The 17,784-nt window shown below is 43.1% G+C and carries 7 protein-coding genes and 1 pseudogene; 5 read left to right on the top strand and 3 right to left on the bottom strand.

Annotated elements, in window-relative coordinates:
• The first annotated feature begins 27 nt into the window (after positions 1–27).
• From OO184_RS07315 to OO184_RS07305, 3 genes are read left to right on the top strand one after another with little or no spacing between them, the layout of a single operon-like run.
• Positions 28–282 carry a hypothetical protein gene (locus OO184_RS07315; protein WP_265378606.1) on the top strand — a complete coding sequence of 85 codons (255 nt, stop codon included), beginning with the start codon at positions 28–30 and terminating at the stop codon, positions 280–282.
• Positions 194–3,973 (top strand): neuraminidase-like domain-containing protein, encoded by a 3,780-nt coding sequence (locus OO184_RS07310; protein ID WP_265378605.1) that lies wholly within the window; start codon positions 194–196, stop codon positions 3,971–3,973. Before OO184_RS07315 ends, OO184_RS07310 begins: the two co-directional genes overlap by 89 nt.
• Positions 3,930–4,610, top strand: coding sequence for a Tc toxin subunit A-related protein (locus OO184_RS07305; protein WP_265378604.1), 681 nt, complete (start codon positions 3,930–3,932; stop codon positions 4,608–4,610). The genes OO184_RS07310 and OO184_RS07305 overlap by 44 nt, the downstream gene beginning before the upstream one ends.
• 93 nt (positions 4,611–4,703) lie before the next feature.
• Here OO184_RS07305 and OO184_RS07300 read toward each other — a convergent pair whose 3' ends face one another.
• Together OO184_RS07300 and yefM are read right to left on the bottom strand one after the other, a co-directional pair.
• Positions 4,704–4,958, bottom strand: a complete 255-nt coding sequence (locus OO184_RS07300) for a Txe/YoeB family addiction module toxin (protein ID WP_049584288.1) — start codon at positions 4,956–4,958, stop codon at positions 4,704–4,706.
• Positions 4,958–5,212, bottom strand: a complete 255-nt coding sequence (gene yefM / locus OO184_RS07295) for a YoeB-YefM toxin-antitoxin system antitoxin YefM (protein WP_049584289.1) — start codon at positions 5,210–5,212, stop codon at positions 4,958–4,960. The genes OO184_RS07300 and yefM overlap by 1 nt, the downstream gene beginning before the upstream one ends.
• A gap of 229 nt (positions 5,213–5,441) precedes the next feature.
• On the opposite strand from yefM, the pseudogene OO184_RS07290 reads away from it, so the two are divergent.
• Together OO184_RS07290 and rtxA are read left to right on the top strand one after the other, a co-directional pair.
• Positions 5,442–5,654 (top strand): annotated as a pseudogene (locus OO184_RS07290) (antitoxin Xre/MbcA/ParS toxin-binding domain-containing protein); the annotation flags it as partial.
• A gap of 919 nt (positions 5,655–6,573) precedes the next feature.
• The gene (gene rtxA / locus OO184_RS07285; RefSeq protein WP_265378603.1) at positions 6,574–16,764 is read left to right on the top strand and encodes an MARTX multifunctional-autoprocessing repeats-in-toxin holotoxin RtxA; all 10,191 of its coding nucleotides are present in this window, start codon (positions 6,574–6,576) and stop codon (positions 16,762–16,764) included.
• A gap of 66 nt (positions 16,765–16,830) precedes the next feature.
• On the opposite strand, the gene ybfF is transcribed toward rtxA, so the two are convergent.
• Positions 16,831–17,622, bottom strand: a complete 792-nt coding sequence (gene ybfF, locus OO184_RS07280) for an esterase (RefSeq protein WP_265378602.1) — start codon at positions 17,620–17,622, stop codon at positions 16,831–16,833.
• Between the last annotated feature and the right edge of the window lie 162 nt (positions 17,623–17,784).

Raw genomic sequence — 17,784 nt, 5'->3', positions numbered from 1 at the left:
CAGAATGTCGTTGACGTTAGTACCGTCATGCGCCTAAAAGTACTGGCCGAAAAGAGTAAAATATCTGCCCAGCCATTACTGGATATCGCTAAACTGACTACGAAATCCAGCTATGATCATTGGTATCAAGTCAGCAGCGCCTTATTTGCCGCCACCTTTTCCGAAGTACAATCCAAGCTAGGTGGTTCACTTAATGAACGCTGGCGTGATGCGATGGTCGAATATCTGTTACGGCGCTGGGCGCTTTCCAGTAATGCTTCATCGGATATTACGACCGTTTGAAGATCTTTCAAGCTATTTCCTGACCGATATATTGGTGGCTAAAGAAGTCGATACCAGTAGAGTGGCTTTTTGCATTGCCAGCTTACAACGCTATCTGTTCCGTCTCTTTTCCCGGATGGAAACCGGCTATGAGGGACAAATCATCAGTGATGAACGAACCCAGTTCTGGGAGCGCTTTCTGAACCAATATAACCGTTGGCAAGTTTGGCAAAAGCAAAGAAACTTCCCGGAAAACTTTATCTCTCCCGCCAGCAGGCTGAGTAAAACCAGCGCCTTTACCACGCTGGAAAACGATTTGGGTCAATCACGTTTGAACAACAATATGATCCAAACCGCCATTCTGCATTATCTGACCGAATTTGAACGGATCAGCAATATACAATTGATGTGCGGCTATATCGACGGTACTGACCCCAAAAACGATCGCTATCACTTTATCGGTAAAAGCAATGCCGAGCCTATAGAGTATTACTGGCGCACACTGGATATTACGCTGCGTGATAACAACGATGTCATTAGCCCACTGGCGTGGAGTGAATGGGAAAAAATCACGCTGGCTTTATCCGGAACTATGCTGGCAATTCGGCCCATTGTGATTTCTGGCCGCCAATATGCAATCTGGGTTGAGCGTGAAGCGACGTCATTGATGGATGTAGATCAGAAACCTACCAATTATCGCGCCATCAATGTGAAATTTACCTTCAAACAAAGCAATGGTGAATGGAGCGCTCCCAATGTATTACTCCGCCTGGATGGTCGAGATGCCAACGGTGAATATCCCACCAAAGAAGGTCAGCGCGTTCCTGACAAAGATAACCCTTACTTGAAAGATGAAAAATATAAACCTGGGTTGATAGCTATGGTGGATGTACAACTACAAGTGGACGGAGACCAATGGATGGGGGTTTTATTATACGACTCTGAAAATAAAGACAACAGCAAATGGGAGAAAAACAAAGATTATTACCTTGAATTGCGAGACTTATTATTGGTGGATAAGAAGTCCCTGACTCAAGAGAATGAAAAAACTATTGTTACGACGTGGTATAAGTTATTCAGCAATCCAGACACGTTACAACATCACTATGCAGGTACAGCGAAGTTTCTCACCATAAAAGAAACCGAGGAGGAAACAAAGAATAGTTATGATGGTATTAAACCGCATAAATCTTCTTTTCTGGAATTAGAGGGCAAAGTAGGAAGCGGAGGAACTAATCTTCTGTTAACTTGCAGAAACACATTGGTTAAACGCTATCAGTTAGAACCATCAAGCGTTAACAAGTTTCCCTCCAAAGAACTTTTTTGGGAAATCGATACTAAGAACATTCAAATGCAAGTTCAAATTCCTGCCAGTGATACGGCAATAAAAACGTTTAATTTTGAGTGGGCTGGAGGAGATGCGCCAACAGATGTTTTTATTATCAGCTATGATGAAACACTACTTTTTAAGTTATTACCTTCTGAATGGAAAGATAATAAAATTATCAAAAGCCACGATTTCTCATGGATCGGTAGTGTTGCATTTCAGGCCAGTACACAATGGAATCTCAGTGATAAAAACTTGTCTCTCTCCATTGAGGAAGAGAATATTTCCTTACGTAAAGAAACATACAAAATCCAAGATGGTTGGGAATATTTATCATCCGAGATGATCTTCAAAACATATCCACAAGGTGAACAATACACCAACCAAAAATTACCCCTAGATGGTCATGCGGTAATACAAGATATCATTTTTAATCTTAAGCCAAATATCAATGCTTATTCTTTTAGTTTAACCGGAAAATTAATTGAGCCGGGAAATAAACCACAATTTATCGAGAATATATATGAACTTACTATCGAAGAAAGCGATAAAATTCCTGCCATTACGTTGAAAAGAAATAAAAAGCAAGTTCAATATCTAGATATAACCAACCTAAAATTCAAATCTATCGCTATTAGATTGAACACATTATTTGGCAAACAATTGGTCGCACGGGCGACGCAATCCATTGACAAGGTACTGGCATGGGAGACCCAATCCTTGCTTGAGCCTGCGTTGGATAACGAAACTTCACCGACAAAAGTCGATTTTAATGGTGCTAACGGGCGATATTTCTGGGAACTATTTTTCCATCTTCCTTTCTTAATTTCTTCCCGACTTTATGAAGAGCAGCGTTTCCATGATGCACGCCGATGGCTTATTAACTATTTGTTTAATCCTTATAGCAACATTCGAATGTGGAATTCCCTCGCCATTATCGAAAATGGTAATGATCTTCCCCCAACAATGAGAACGGCCGATCCTGATACTATCGCCTACAACCAGCCCGTCTATTATCAGAAAGCCCTGTTCCATTTCTTAATCAATTTGTGGATACAGGAAGGGGATAACCTCTACAGACAACTGACCAGAGATAGCCTGAACGAAGCCGGTCTGTGTTATCAACAGGCCCTGCAATTACTCGGCACATTACCGGAGGGGTTAGATGCCAGTCATTGGCGTCCGGATACCTTGGAAAAGATCAAAGAAAAATTGAAACCCAAGGTACGTATGGCTGAGAATTTATTTAAATCCCCTTTCAATGAAAAACTGACTGAATTTCAAAAAACGTTAAATAGTCGGTTCTATAACTTGCGTCATGGCCTAACACTGGATGGCAAAGTACAACCGCTGCCACTTTATGTCAGTGCCACGAGTGCAGAGAGCCTGATGCAAAGAAATGTAGGCTATCTCCCCATTGGGCAGAGCAATATGCAGCAACAGATCCCCCCTTATCGTTTCCCATTGATGTTAAAAAGCGCAAATAGCGCGGTAAAACAATTAATTGAAATGGGACATCGGTTACTTCATATCATGGAAACTGAAGCTAATGCCGAAAAGGAAGTACTGGTACAATCGCAAGTGCTCCGGTTATCTGCTTTTACCGTGGAACTGCAACAAGAAGCCTTTCAACTTGCGCAAATGGGGAAAGTCACCTTGGAAGCCAGCAAAAAAATGGCAGAAGAGCGCTACCAACATTATCACGCTTTATATGAGGAAAATCTTTCTGCTTTGGAAATTTCAGCCATCAGCATGAAAGTGGCATCAGGAATATACAAAATGTCGTCCGCGCCTTTCCTTACCTCCAGCGCGATACTGGAAACCGTACCCAATATTTTTGGTCTGGCAGTTGGGGGATCAAAGCCCGAAGCGCCTATTAGAAATGTAGCCATCATTGCTGACCTTTTTTCTGATGCATTAGGCAGTACTGCCGACAGGTTGCAAGACGGAGCAGAGTACCAACGCCGTCGTCAGGAATGGGAAATTGAATATAAGCAGGCTCAAAGCGAAATCAATATTATTGAGATGCAATTAAAAGAGCAGGAATTGCTAATCAAAAGTTCTCAAATTGCCCTGAAAGAAGCCCAAGCACAACAATTCACTGCCCGGGAGCTGTATGAGTTTATAACATCTGGCTTTCTGATTGTCCCAACCTATAAGTGGCTGATGGGTCGTCTCGCCGCACTATATGCGCCAGCCTATGATGCGGTACTTTCTATGTGTTTGATGGCGGAAAGGAGCTGGCGGTACGAAGGCGGGGATTATCAGCGGCAAGGCTTTATCAAAACCTCGGCGTGGAATGATTCTTATCAGGGTTTGCTGGCAGGGGAATCTTTGCAGCTTGATCTATTACAATATGGAAAGTGCTTGGATACAACGCAATGAACACCGTTTGAATATCAAGAAAACCATTTCTCTCAGTCAATTGCTGTCAGAAAATGGCTTGAAAAGTCAAATCCTTAATAAAAAGGCCGTGAGTTTTACGCTGAATTCTAAACTGTTCGACACGAATTATCCCGGACATTATCTACGCCAGATTAAACGCATTTCCGTTTCGATATTGGTAAACGCACTCAGTCCTTACCCTGCGTTACCGACGGAGATTAGCGCTATCCTGACACAAACCAGCAGTTCCACTTTAACCAGTACCGATATTGATGGGGTAACCTGGCTTTATGACCCAACCCGAAATAGCGGTAGCAGTAAAAATATTGCGAATAATCTACGTGCTCAACAGCAAATTGCCCTTTCTTCCTTAAATGAAAAAGATGATGGTGGCGTCGCTAAAGAGAACTGGCTGTGCACCCTGATGTTTGATGATGATCGCTATCTGCCTTTCGAAGGGACAGGAGCCATTTCAACTTGGATATTGGAATTCCCTGATCAGTCTGTGATTGATGTCCTAATTCCCAACATCTACACATCGCAGTTGAAAGATATTCAGATTCATCTCCACTACACCGCGTTAGATGGTGGTAAATCGTTTGCCTCAGAAGTAAAAGGTAAAATGAAGAATGGATAAATCGGCGCCCGGGAGAATAAATTATAAGATGGTCGAGTATCAATAGCTTACTGGACAAGATCAGATTTCTGAAATGCCCTATATAGGGCATTTTTAATAGTGAAAGCGGCATTGTGCTATTAATAATTCATTATTCTCAACAGAGTATACTAACCTTTGTTCCTCAGTAATACGTCTTGACCAGAACCCAGTAAAATTGTGTTTAAGCGGCTCAGGTTTCCCAATACCTGTAAATGGCTGTCTTTTTATATCTTTGATTAGGTTGTTAATACGCTTCAATATTGCTCGGTCAGTTTGTTGCCAATAAAGATAATCTTCCCAAGCGTTATTTGAAAAAGTGACTTTCATTAGTCTAAATCCAGCTCCTTGATCTTCCCTTTTCCGGCTCTTAACTGAGAGACAGATTCCATAAGGCGATTGGTGTTAGTTGGTGATCTCATTAAATAAGCTGTTTCTTGCAAAGACTCGAAATCAGCTAATGACATAAGTACGCAACTTTCGCCATTTTTACGAGTGATAATCACTGGGCTACAATCATTTACGACACTTATCATCGTCTTAGAAAAATTTTGTCTTGCTTCTGAGTAAGTTAACACCTTCATTTGTCCCACCTATGTCAAGAAATAACTTGAAAAATACAACGAAATATCCATTAATCGTACAACATATTGTACGATTGTTTTTGTATCTTGCAAGCTTCTAAGTTCGTAATTTGTAGTATAGCGGTCATTATTATCAGATTGACTAAGGTGTAATATGTACAACTTTGACAAATACAAATATAAAGAGCGAAACGTTGTCAGCCGAAAAAATGCAGGTTGCATTCTTTCTGCCGAAGAGAGCGAGCGTGTTGCACGATTAATTCGTGTGTTTGATGCCGCAGTATAACTTTTTGGCGGAAATAAGAATGAAGCATGGACATGGTTAAAAAGTCCTGTTAAGAGCCTTGGTGCAGTCACTCCAATGTCTCTTATTGCAACTGAAAGTGGCTCACTTGAAGTGTTAGGCCTTATCGGGCGTCTGGAGCATGGAGTATTCTCGTGATTTTTCTATAGAATTATGAAAAATCATTCTCCTTCTTTAACCTGTCTTTTCTACATTAATGTCCAGTCAAATGTGAACTGGGCATTTTTTTAACGTCAGAATAGGTGGCAGGCTTACATTAAATATAATGCATGTTAATTATTTCAAATTGTTATTATTTTAAATATATATTATTGGTTTGGAATTAATGTCATATATATAAATATATTTGTAATATTTTTATAAAAATAAAATAAATAATTGATCATAATTAGAGAAACGTTATATCTTATGTGAAGGAAATAGATTTTCTGCGTTAAATGTTGCTTTTGAATTTTGGCTTTTTTTATTCGATAAGTTTATTTTAAAGTATTTGTCTATACATCAGTTTAGGTATTTTCTGAGTTTAAGGTTTTGTTGTGTACTCTTTATAAATAAATTGTCTTCTAGGAGAAAATGTGTCTAAAGGTTTTATACAAATTCTCTCTGGTTTGCATGTCAATCGGGGAGTGGTTTCCCTTTGCTTTATATTCCGGGAACGAAATTATAGGTGAATGAAATAATGGTGGGATAGCCTACTTATTCTTGTATTAAATGTTTCAAATAAAGCCCAATCGTTGAGCCGGAATATCTGTTCCTTCCGAAAAATTATGCTCTTTGATAACGGGTATATACCTAATAGATTTCGAGTTGCAGCGCGGCGGCAAGTGAACGAATCCCCAGGAGCATAGATAACTATGTGACTGGGGTGAGTGAAAGCAGCCAACAAAGCAGCAGCTTGAAAGATGAAGGGTATATAACGTTACTAATAATTTGCTCTGTTATCTCTTTTTGCTGAGGGAGGGCAAAGGATTTGTATTGTTAAAAAAATGAGATGTTCAACCTAACCATTATATCTGTCGAGTACGGTTTTAACTTCTATTAAACTAAGGGATTGTTTATGGGGAAATCATCAAGCAGGAGCGCGGAATATTTCTTTACCGGGAATTATTCCGCTGATGACAATGATAATGACATTGATGCCATTGGATTTGGCGGCTACATTTATGCCCGCGGAGGGAATGACCATATTACGTTAGGATCGATTGCTGCCAAAGTCTATACCGGCACAGGTAATGATACCGTAGTCGGTGGCGCGGCATATTTATCCGTTGAAGATTCCACAGGTGATCTGACAGTAAAAGGTGGTGCGGGTTACGCCGATATTAATAAAAATGGTGATGGTAATATTTCATTTTCTGGCGCTGCGGGTGGCGTTGTTATGGATCACACTGGTCATCATGGTGATCTGGATTTTACCGGTGCGGCTATTTATAACGAAATGAATCGTGATGGTCTCACGGGTAATATGAGCTTCGATGGCTCTGGCGGCTACAATAAATTATGGCACGGAACCAATCATGGCAATTTATTCTTTGATGGCGCTGGAGCGGGTAACAAAATTGACCGCACCTGGTATGACAATTACAACGGAAGCCGTGGCGATGTCACATTTTATGGGGCAGGTGCGGCAAATAGTATTAGCTCGCGGACAGAGTTCGGTAATATTTTTTTCGAAGGTGCCGGGGTTGATAATCACATTGTACGTAGAGGTAAAGAAGGTGATATTACCTTGAGTGGTGCAGGGGCATCGAACAGAATTAAACGTATTCGCCAAAAGGAAGATGTTTACGTACAAACCCGTGGTGATATTTCTTTCGAAGGTGTCGGTGGTTATAACAGAATTTATTCTAATATTGCACATGGCAATATCAATTTCTCCGGTGCTGGAGCCTACAACCAAATATCAAGAATAGGTGTGAATAACAGCTTTCGTGATGAGGCGATGGAATATGCTAAGGCTAAAGATATTGTATTAACCACAGCAACAATGGGAGGAACTTGGATTCAAGAAGCTCAGCACGTGACAGGCATTAAATCAACGACTGAATCTGATACTTATCTCTTTGCTTTTGCTGACGAAATGTATACAAAAATCAGCAAAATTCAGCTCCAAAATGATCCCGAAACCGGTAAGCTCAATTATTACGCCACCTCCTGGTATAAAGAGGGTAATCACCTGAATGGTCTCGCTTCAACGGAGATTTCTTCCGGTAATGGATTTGTCAATATCAACATCAATGATGCTTACCGTCTGTTCAATTTGATGGTTGAACATCATCAGCCGGTAATTATTCATGCTGTTGAAGCGGGTTTGTCTGAAAACGAGTGGATTATTTATGCCGGTGGGACAACGGTCAAAGCGGAAGATATCATCCTCTCTGATGCAAAGATGGGAGAGCGTGCGATCAATTGCCAGAAGTTTGATGTTTCCGCAGTGAGATCGAACCGTCAACCGAATACTTATGTGTATGCTAAATATCTGGAGTCATACACCAGAGTAGTGGTGGTTGAACTGGTAAATGATCCTATCACGCAGGAACTCAAATACCTTGTCAATGCGTGGTTCAAAGCAGGTGATCATACTGGCGATCTGGCTGATGAAGATATTTCATCCGCAAACGGTTACCACTCGATGAGTGCAGGTAGCTGCGTGTTAAGCCAGATTCAATATAGCCTTAATGCAACGATGCGGTATGGTTCGGAGCGGTTAGCACATACCGAAGAATACCGTCAGCAAGCACTGGTAAACCCATCTACTAACCGTGGCGACAGCTCTGGTGATATTCAATTCGATGGCGCTGGCGGTGGAAACGTTATTACATCCAGTGTCACCTATGGCAATGTCAATTTTGAAGGTGCGGGTGCTGCGAACGTCATTGTAAAAAAGGGAGTAGAGGGTAAGTTGACATTCCGCGGCACTGGTCTGGCAAATGTCGTTGTTCATCAAAGTCAGCGTGGAGATATGGATGTTCATGCTGGTGGTGCGGTAAATGTTTTCGTCCGTATCGGAAATGGACGATATTTGGCACATCTTCTGGCGGTTGGCAATATTTCAATCCACAAAGGCAATGGCAACAGCCAGATTTTCATGTTAGGTGGTTATAACACGCACACGCAGATAGGCAATGGTAAAGCAAGCTGGTTAGGTGCGGGCGGTTTTAATCTCATGACCCAAAAAGGAAATGGCAATGTCTCCTCGGTATTGGTGGGCGGCGCCAATGTGCTGACTAAGCTCGGCGCAGGTGATTTGGTTTCCGGTATGCTCGGTGGGGCTAACGTTATCACGCATATCACTGATGATGCCGAAATGTCGAATACCAAGGCAATTGCGTTGGGTGGGGCGAATTTTCTTACCAAGAAAGGGCAAGGCGATGTGTTGGCCGTGATGGGCGGTGGCGCAAACGTTCTGACTCACATAGGTAACGGGAATACGGTAGGTGTGATGCTCGGCGGCGCCAATATCCTGACTAAAATAGGCGATGGCGATACTACTGGCGCTATGTTTGGTATAGGTAATGTACTGACCCATGTCGGTGGCGGTCAGACTTTGGGCGTGATGGGGGCGGCAGGCAATATCTTTACCAGAGTCGGGGATGGGGTTGCGATTGCAGCCATGATTGGTGCAGGCAACCTCTTTACTCATGTTGGTAAAGGCGATGTGTGGGCGCTGATGGGGGGCGCAGTAAATATCTTTACTAAAGTGGGTGATGGTGATGCGTTGGCGCTGATGGCGGCGGTTGGCAATGTGTTTACCCATATTGGCGAGGGGACGAGTGTGGCTCTGATGCTGGCAAAAGGCAATGTCGCGACTAAAGTGGGTAACGGCAGGGCGTTGGCAGCAATGATGGGCGGGGCCAATATTTTTACCCATGCGGGGAATGGCAATACTTTTGCTGCCATGATCGGTGGCGCGAATGTGTTGACCAAGGTAGGTAATGATCTGACAGCTGCTTTGGTGATAGGTAAAGCGAATATCTATTCCCATGTGGGTAATGGCCCCAGTATTGGTTTGTTTGCCGGTGAACTGAATGTGATGACTAAAATCGGTGATGGTACAACGTTGGCGGCAATGTTTGGTCAGGCCAATATCATGACCCATGTCGGCGATGGTTTAACCGGTGTTTTGGCGCTGGGAGAAGCCAATATTGTCACCAAAACCGGTAATGATTTTATGGGGGTTGTTGCAGGGGCGAAAGCTAACGTTATTACTCATGTGGGCAACTCGACGACCGCTGGCGTACTGTTTGGCGAAGGTAATATTCTGACTAAAGTTGGAGAAGGGACGACCGTCGGTCTGCTTGTGTCGAATGTGGGTAATGTTATGACCCATATTGGTCATGGTACAACGGTGGGGTTTGCTAAAGGTAAAGCCAATATCATTACCAAAGTGGGGAATGGCGCCGGTATTAATGCGGTTTGGGGAGAGGCTAATATCCTGACGCAAAAGGGGCATGGTGACCGTTATAACTTCGCGAAAGGTAAAGCGAACATCGTGACCAAAATAGGTGATGGACAAGAAGTGGCGGTTGTTCAGGGGGACGCCAATATTATCACTCATGTCGGTCACGGTGATGATTACACCGGCGCTTGGGGTAAAGCTAATGTTATTACCAAGGTCGGTGATGGGCGCAATGTTGTGCTTGCCAAAGGTGAGGCTAACATTGTGACTCAGGTGGGTAATGGCGACAATTTTAATGCCTTATGGAGTGAAGGAAATATTGTCACTAAAGTGGGTGACGGCATGCAGGCTACCGCGGCAAAAGGCAAAGCGAATATTACCACCACGATGGGGAATGGCTTAAATGTGACGGCGACGCATGGCGACCTGAATGTGAATACCAAAGTAGGCGATGGTGTTTCCGTTAACGCAGTGTGGGGTGAATATAACGTCAATACCAAAATCGGGAATGGTCTTAATGTTGCGGTTATGAAGGGTAAAGGCAATGCGAATATCCATGTAGGCGATGGTTTGGGTATCAATGCTTCCTATGCACGCAATAACGTGGCGATTAAGATTGGTAACGGTGATTTCTATAGTTTCTCTGTTGCAGAAAGCAATACGCAAAGTCACAAACTCTCTTCCTTCTTTGAACATATCAAACAGACAGCGTTAGGTGTGGGGGGCAGTCAGGCGATCAACTATCTGGTTCAAGGCGGGGAAGCTAATACATCCGGAACCCATAAAGGCCGCGGAGCGATTAACTTAACCGAAGTTTCCTCTATTAACGGTTTCAAGATGGATGAAATTGCGCAGGTAAGTTCGGATTTAAGTAGTCGTCTGAATGGTTCTGTAACCGCGGTCGAAACGCCTGAGCTCGAAAATATCCATAATTCATTGAATATTAATGAGGGCGATGATCCGGAACAGGAAGCCAATCTGATCATCAATGGTAATTTTGAACAAGGTAATTACGGCTGGCTGGCAACTAATGGTATTGAAGCATATCACTCAGCCGGTGCTTACGGTCTTGATAAAGAGGGGCATGGAGAACGAGTCAGTGAACTTGATGCGGATGTAAACACCATGATTTATCAGGATTTACAAAACTTGTTCGAGGGAGAAGTTATTTCACTGAATTTTGATTTTGCCAATCGTCATAATTCTTATCTTACCAACAATGGTATGGAGGTTTTCTGGAATGGTGAACGGGTATTTTCAACTTCTGGAGATGCTGCTGGATGGCAAAACAAAACGCTGGAGCTGACAGCAAAAACGGGTAGTAACCGAATTGGATTTAAAGGTACAGGTTTAAATGATGGCGTAGGTTATATTCTCGATAATATTGTTGCGAAATCTGAGAGCGCACGACCAGCTAAGGTTGTTATTGAACACGCAAAACAGGATAAAGCAGCGCAAAATGCGTTAAGCGATAAAGATAAAGCCGAAGAAGATCGCCGTATCTTAGAACAAGAAAAAGAGAAGCAACTGACAGCAATTGCAGGAGTGCAATCTCAACTGGAATCAACGGATCAGGCAGCGCTAAACACCAATGGGCAAGCGCAGCGTGATGCGATAAAAGAAGAATCGCAAGCAGTAACAGATGAACTGCTTTCCATGACTCAAGGCTTGGATGTACTGAATGACTTTAACGATTACCACGGTAAATCAGGTAACCAATGGCGTAATCAATTTGCTGCCGGATTTTTGGGTAATGTTCAGAGTAAATGGGATCACACCAAATCTACTACACAGGGCGAGTTATTTAATGCTCAGCAAAATGTTACCGATAATCAACAAAAAGTAAAAAAAGCGATTGTGCAATCGGAGGCCGGTATAGCGAAAAGTGAGCGGCATCGTATTGGTGTGCAGCAAGATTTATTAGAAGCCTATAAAAAAGCAGAATTAAGAAAGGAAGAAGCACGGTTACAACAACAGCAGGCAGAAAAAGCGAAAAATGATGCTAACGTTGTCTATCAGGAGGCGGAGAATCGAGGCAAACAAGATATTGCTGTGGCTGAGGATAAAGTGGTTCAGGCACAAACTGATGCAAATAGCGCGAAGCAGAGCGACAATGCTAAGCCACAGCGTATGGGCGCACTTGGCAGTGGTTTAGCTGGAAAGGATTATCAGTCAACAACTAGGCCTGAAACCAGCAGCCATGTTAACCCTGAGCTTGTCATACAGGCCGATGGGCGATTCAGTGCAGGATTAATGGAAGAAGATCTGACCATACTGAAAGATGCGGAAAGCATGATTAATCGGTTGCAGGTTAATAATCAATCTCCGCTGGATAAAAATCTGCTGACAACATCTTCTCAACATCGTGGGGCAATAAAAGGGGATGTTTTACAAAAAATTGATAATAAAATTTTCGATTTTATCGCGCATGGGAAAGAGCTGGAGGCTTATTCATTCCATTTTAGCCAAGATGGTAATGTGTTAGAAAAAATAAGCAAAATTATCCCGGAAATCGGCAGCGTGCTCGTGACTAAAGGAGATAGTGTTGAGTCCAAGAAACTCTTGAAGGGATTGTGTTTTGCTTTATCTGCCCGCTATTTAATGGAAGAACGAGTACATGGTTCAGGGGGTGGTAAAGCTTATATGTTGTGGTTAAAGGACACCGTTAAAGCTTACAACGACAAATCAGTTAATAAGAAAACCGATATCAACGCTATTGAATCCGCTTTGTTAACCCAATATCGCCGTCAAAATATTGGACTGGTTATTGAAGATTTATTATCGATGCAGTACAGCCAATTTATGGATAGCTCTACCCCCGAGGCTTATAGAAAAGCGAATGTTGCCTATGGTGGCAAGCTGAAAGCTAATGGATTAACTGGGCCGAACATTAATAATGCATTGGATTATTCGGCTGAAGGCTATGAATCCGTCATGGATAAGTTGCGTCATGTGAGAAAATCGGCCTATATGACATTTATGTCTGAAGAACATGCCATGTCGGTTGTAGTTCATAAAAAAATCAATCAAACCGTTTGGTCATTTTATGATCCTAACTATGGCGCCAAATCATTTGCGAACTATAACGATTTCCGTCGTTTTATGGATTCTTTTCATAAAGGTTACCTCACCAGCTATACCTTTCAGGCGAGTGAACAGCGGGATCAAAGCTTCTATGTTCAATTCAATCGGTTTGAAGAGGGAACCATTGCGAGATATGACGGCGTTTGGAAAACGTCACGTGAGGGCGAACAAAACTACGTATTACGTGCATTAAAAGAACAAGGTAAGGCGTTTACCCTGGGTTCAAACGCCACTGGGCGGGTAGTTGATTACCGAGAAGGTGATATCACCTTGGAAGTGACAGTTAAACAAGGTAAGCAAACTAAGAAAGTTTTAGTTGAAGTTGAGAGCGACAACTTTAAGCAAGCTGCTAGCTTTGTGAAGTCGAATATCGATAAAGTCCTCTCTTATCCGGCAGCGAACAGACTAATACTTAAAGTGCCCGTTGAGGGGGATGCGGCGAACCCGTCACTGGAAAAATTATCATCAAGTGACATCATCAAAAACAAAAATGCAGGGACGTGGGAGCCGGTGGTTGTCACACCACAAGCCGATGAGCTTACAACGCGTTTTAGCCATCAGGTTATTATTCAAATGGAAGATGATCCGGTCGTTGCCAAAGCTGCCGCCAATCTGGCTGGTAAACACCCGGATTCCAGTGTGGTGGCGCAACTTGATGCTGACGGTAAATATCGTGTCGTTTATGGCGACCCTGCTAGAGTCTCCGGTAAGTTACGTTGGCAAATTGTCGGTCATGGCCGTGATATGTCAGAGCAAAATAACATTCGCTTGAGTGGTTACACTGCCGATGAATTGGCTGTGAGACTAAAACAGTTTAGTCATGATTTTAAACAGGCGAGTAAACCTGACCATATCAGCATTGTGGGTTGTTCTTTGATAAGTGATGACAAACGGGACGGTTTTGCCCGCCGTTTTATCACCGAGTTAGATAAGCAAGGTATTCGCAGTAATGTTTCCGCCCGCCGTAGCGAAGTCGCGATTGATGCAACAGGCCGTAAATTTACCCGTGATGCAAATAACCAATGGGTTAATAACTTGCCCGATAACAAAATTGTATTCGAATGGGATAAACAGGGTGAATTGACGACGAGTACGGAAAGAGTTGTTCGCGGTATTACTGAAAGTGACATCACTCTTTCCAAGGTGGGATGCACTAGCGCCGATGCGGTGACGAGAGGGGCAGTTGCAGAATATCGTCGTCCTTTTGTTGTGCCAAAGAAACGTGAAAATACCATTCAGATTGACTCCAACGATAAATCGAATAATCAGCTTAGCTACTCCGGCAACATTCAGGTTAATGTGGGAGAAGGAGAATTTACGGCTGTCAACTGGGGAACATCGAACATCGGTATCAAAGTAGGCGCTGGTGGTTTTAAATCACTGGCCTTTGGTGACAATAATGTGATGGTTCATCTCGGTGACGGTGACAGCAAACACAGCTTCGATATCAATGGTTACCAAGCGCTTGAAGGGGCGCAGATGTTTATCGGTAATCGTAACGTCAGCTTCAATCAGGGCAGCAGTAATGATTTGATTGTGATGATGGATAAATCCATTCCAACACCGCCACTCGTTAATCCATTTGATGGTGTGATGCAGGTTACCGGCGTATTACAAGATATTGCCTACTCTGGCAAAGAACAAGATTGGTTAATCGCACAAGAGCAGCAATGGACCATCGCCGGTGCGGAGAAATTTGTACAGGACATGTCCCGTTTGGATCAAACCAGCAGTGTGAACTACAAGACGTTGGTTGATCTGGATTTACAGCATGAACGTAGTAGCCGCGGTTTGAAGCGAGATATTGAAGCAACGTTGAATAAAAAATATCACCAATGGCTAACCAGCAACGTTACTAATATGGGCACCATGAGCCGTGCGAATAAATTCCGTCAGGCTAATGAAAAGCTAGCTTTTAACTTTGCCGTCGGTGGTCAAGGGGCAGATATCCAGGTGACCGCCGGTAACTGGAATTTTATGTTCGGTGATCATATCCAGTCGATTATGGATACCAATCTGGGTTCACTGTTTGGTTTGATGACTCAGCAATATTCAGCAACCGGTATGGCGAAAACTACCTTTACCTATAATCCGCAAGACCTGCCGCGTCAGCTTAAGAATAAGCTGCTTGGTCGATTAGCAAGTGTAAACGCGGATACTACCTTAGCGGATATCTTTGGCGTGAATTACACCGCAGAAGGGCAAATTGTTTCCCGCACAGGAGAACAAGTTGATGGCGAAGCGATTCTGCGAGAGATGCTAGAGCTTATTGGGGAGTTTAGTGGTGAGCAATTGAAAGCCTTTACTAACCCGGAAAAGTTGCTTGATGGTTTGAAAGCGAGCATTAATATGGGCGAGGATGGCATCAGGTCGTTTGCAGAAAGTCATGGCCTGCAAGAGAAAGCGCCTGATGCAAATCGTGAACCGGAATCTTCGGTGAACATCAATGGACAGCGCGATCAGGCCGATGATAAAGCAAAACCTGCATTTGGTTTTAACTCGCTAAATCTACCTAATCTGTTTGCGACAATGTTCAGTAAAGATAAGCAAACAGAAATGAAGTCTTTAGTCACGCATTTGAAAGAGAACTTGACGACTGATTTGCTTAATATGGAGGAAAAGACCTTTGATTTCCTGCGTAACAGCGGCCATTTGCATGATGATGGCGATATCCATATATCGTTAGGGAACTATAACTTCAACTGGGGTGGCGATGGTAAAGATCTTGGCGCCTATCTGGGCGATAACAATAACTTCTGGGGTGGGCGCGGTGATGATGTTTATTATTCCATTGGCACTTCCAACATCTTTACCGGCGGTGAAGGAGATGATGTGGGCGTCCTGATGGGGCGTGAAAATTGGATGTTTGGCGGTCAAGGGGATGATACCGCAGTGGTGGCCGGACGCATTAACCATGTGTTTATGGGTGAAGGCAATGATCAGGGGTTTATCTTTGGTGAAGGCGGTTTTATTGATGCGGGTAACGGACAAGATTACGTCGTCGCCTCCGGCAACCATAACCGGGTGGAGAGTGGGGAAGGTCAGGATTATGTTGTCGCCATTGGCAATAATAACCAAATTGAATTGGGTGAAAGTAATGACTTTGCCAGAGTATTTGGTAATGACAACCGGATAGATGGTTGTTCCGGCAATGATGCGATAAAACTGATGGGATACCATGCAGTAATCAACGGCGGAGAAGGTGATGATCACTTGATAGCCGCGGCGATTTCGAAGTTCAGTGAGTTTGATGGCGGTGAGGGGCAGGATTTACTCGTGCTAGGCGGGTATCAGAACCGCTTCCAGGGTGGTTTGGGTGCAGACAGTTTTGTGGTTAGCGGAGAGGTGATTGATACGTCGGTCAATGATATCAGCGCAGAAGACATGATATTGCTCAATGGTGTTGACTGGCAAAACCTGTGGTTGCAGCGTAGCGGATATGATTTGGTGTTGTCGGTGAATCGCCATACTCAGGGCAACAGTGCGCAGGAGATCTTTGAATCGGTGGGTTCGATCACTGTTAATGATTACTTTAACGGCAATCGTGCCAAATTGGTGACACAGATAGGTGATAAGAACGCATTCGGGGAGCGCGAATTTACGGCACTGTCAGATAATGCGGTGGATTCTTTGATCCAGGCGATGAGCAGTTTTGCTCCGACCGTGGGTGATAATGGTTTCATTGAGGGTTTGGAAAGTCAGGTGAAAATGGCTATTACGACAGCGTGGGCAGATGTCACGATTGGTAAGGGGAAATTTGCCTAATTAAGTTCATGATAATCAAGTGGCTCAAGATAAATGAGCCACTTTTATCGCTAATTAACCGATTTCCTACATTAATTCCATATCGGTATTAAGAAAACGATGAATTGCCTTTAAAACGGCGTCTGGTTTTTCTGCGTGAACCCAGTGATCGCAACCGGCAATAACCCAAGCTTTGGCTTGTGGAAATTGTCTGGCGATATCATTCCGGTATTCTTCCAGGATATAAGAGGAGAGGCCTCCACGAATAAACAGGGCAGGATGAGGCCATGTAGGGATTTCTTGCCAGCCGCTGATTTTTTCATATTGATCAATTAATACCGGTAAATTGAATTTCCATTCCCCTTGATGGAATGATTTCAGTAAAAACTGAATGACGCCTTCTTCCTGAATATTTTCTCGCATAATTTTAGCGGCGTCTTGACGGGTTTTAACTCCGGCTTCTGTCACTTTGTTCAGTGCGGTAAAAATTTGGTCATGACGGCGAACCTGATAGGCGACGGGTGCTATATCAATAAGAACAATTTTTTCTATCCGTTCTGGTGCTAGTGCGGTCATTGCCATAGCGATCTTACCACCCATTGAATGACCAATAATAATGGCAGCCTGAATTTGCAGATGATCCAGCAGGGAAATAACATCTTGGGCCATGTCGTGATAATCCATGTTATTTGCCCGTGGAGATAAACCGTGATTGCGTACATCGATTTGAATGACGGGATAGTATTGCTGTAAATCACGGGCCAAGACCCCAAGATTATTGAGATCGCCGAATAACCCGTGGATTAATATCACGGGGGTAGAAGAGAGCGGATTTTCCGGTATCTGCATATGGTAATTTAACGGGGTGTCTAATTTCATGATGAGAATTGTTTTCTTTCAGGTATTGATATCATGTCATGTATATTGTTGCTTAAATTATAAAAAAGCAACCAAGTTGTACAATTATAGTTAATGATTTCTTATAATTTCATTGTTATCAAAATGTTCATGTATCAAAAACTTGTTAGTTTTTTCAAGGTA

Origin of the sequence: Photorhabdus aballayi, from assembly GCF_026153155.1 — a bacterium.
In the GTDB taxonomy this organism is placed as follows: Bacteria; Pseudomonadota; Gammaproteobacteria; order Enterobacterales; family Enterobacteriaceae; genus Photorhabdus; species Photorhabdus luminescens.
This window is presented reverse-complemented; position numbering and strand designations above follow the sequence as displayed.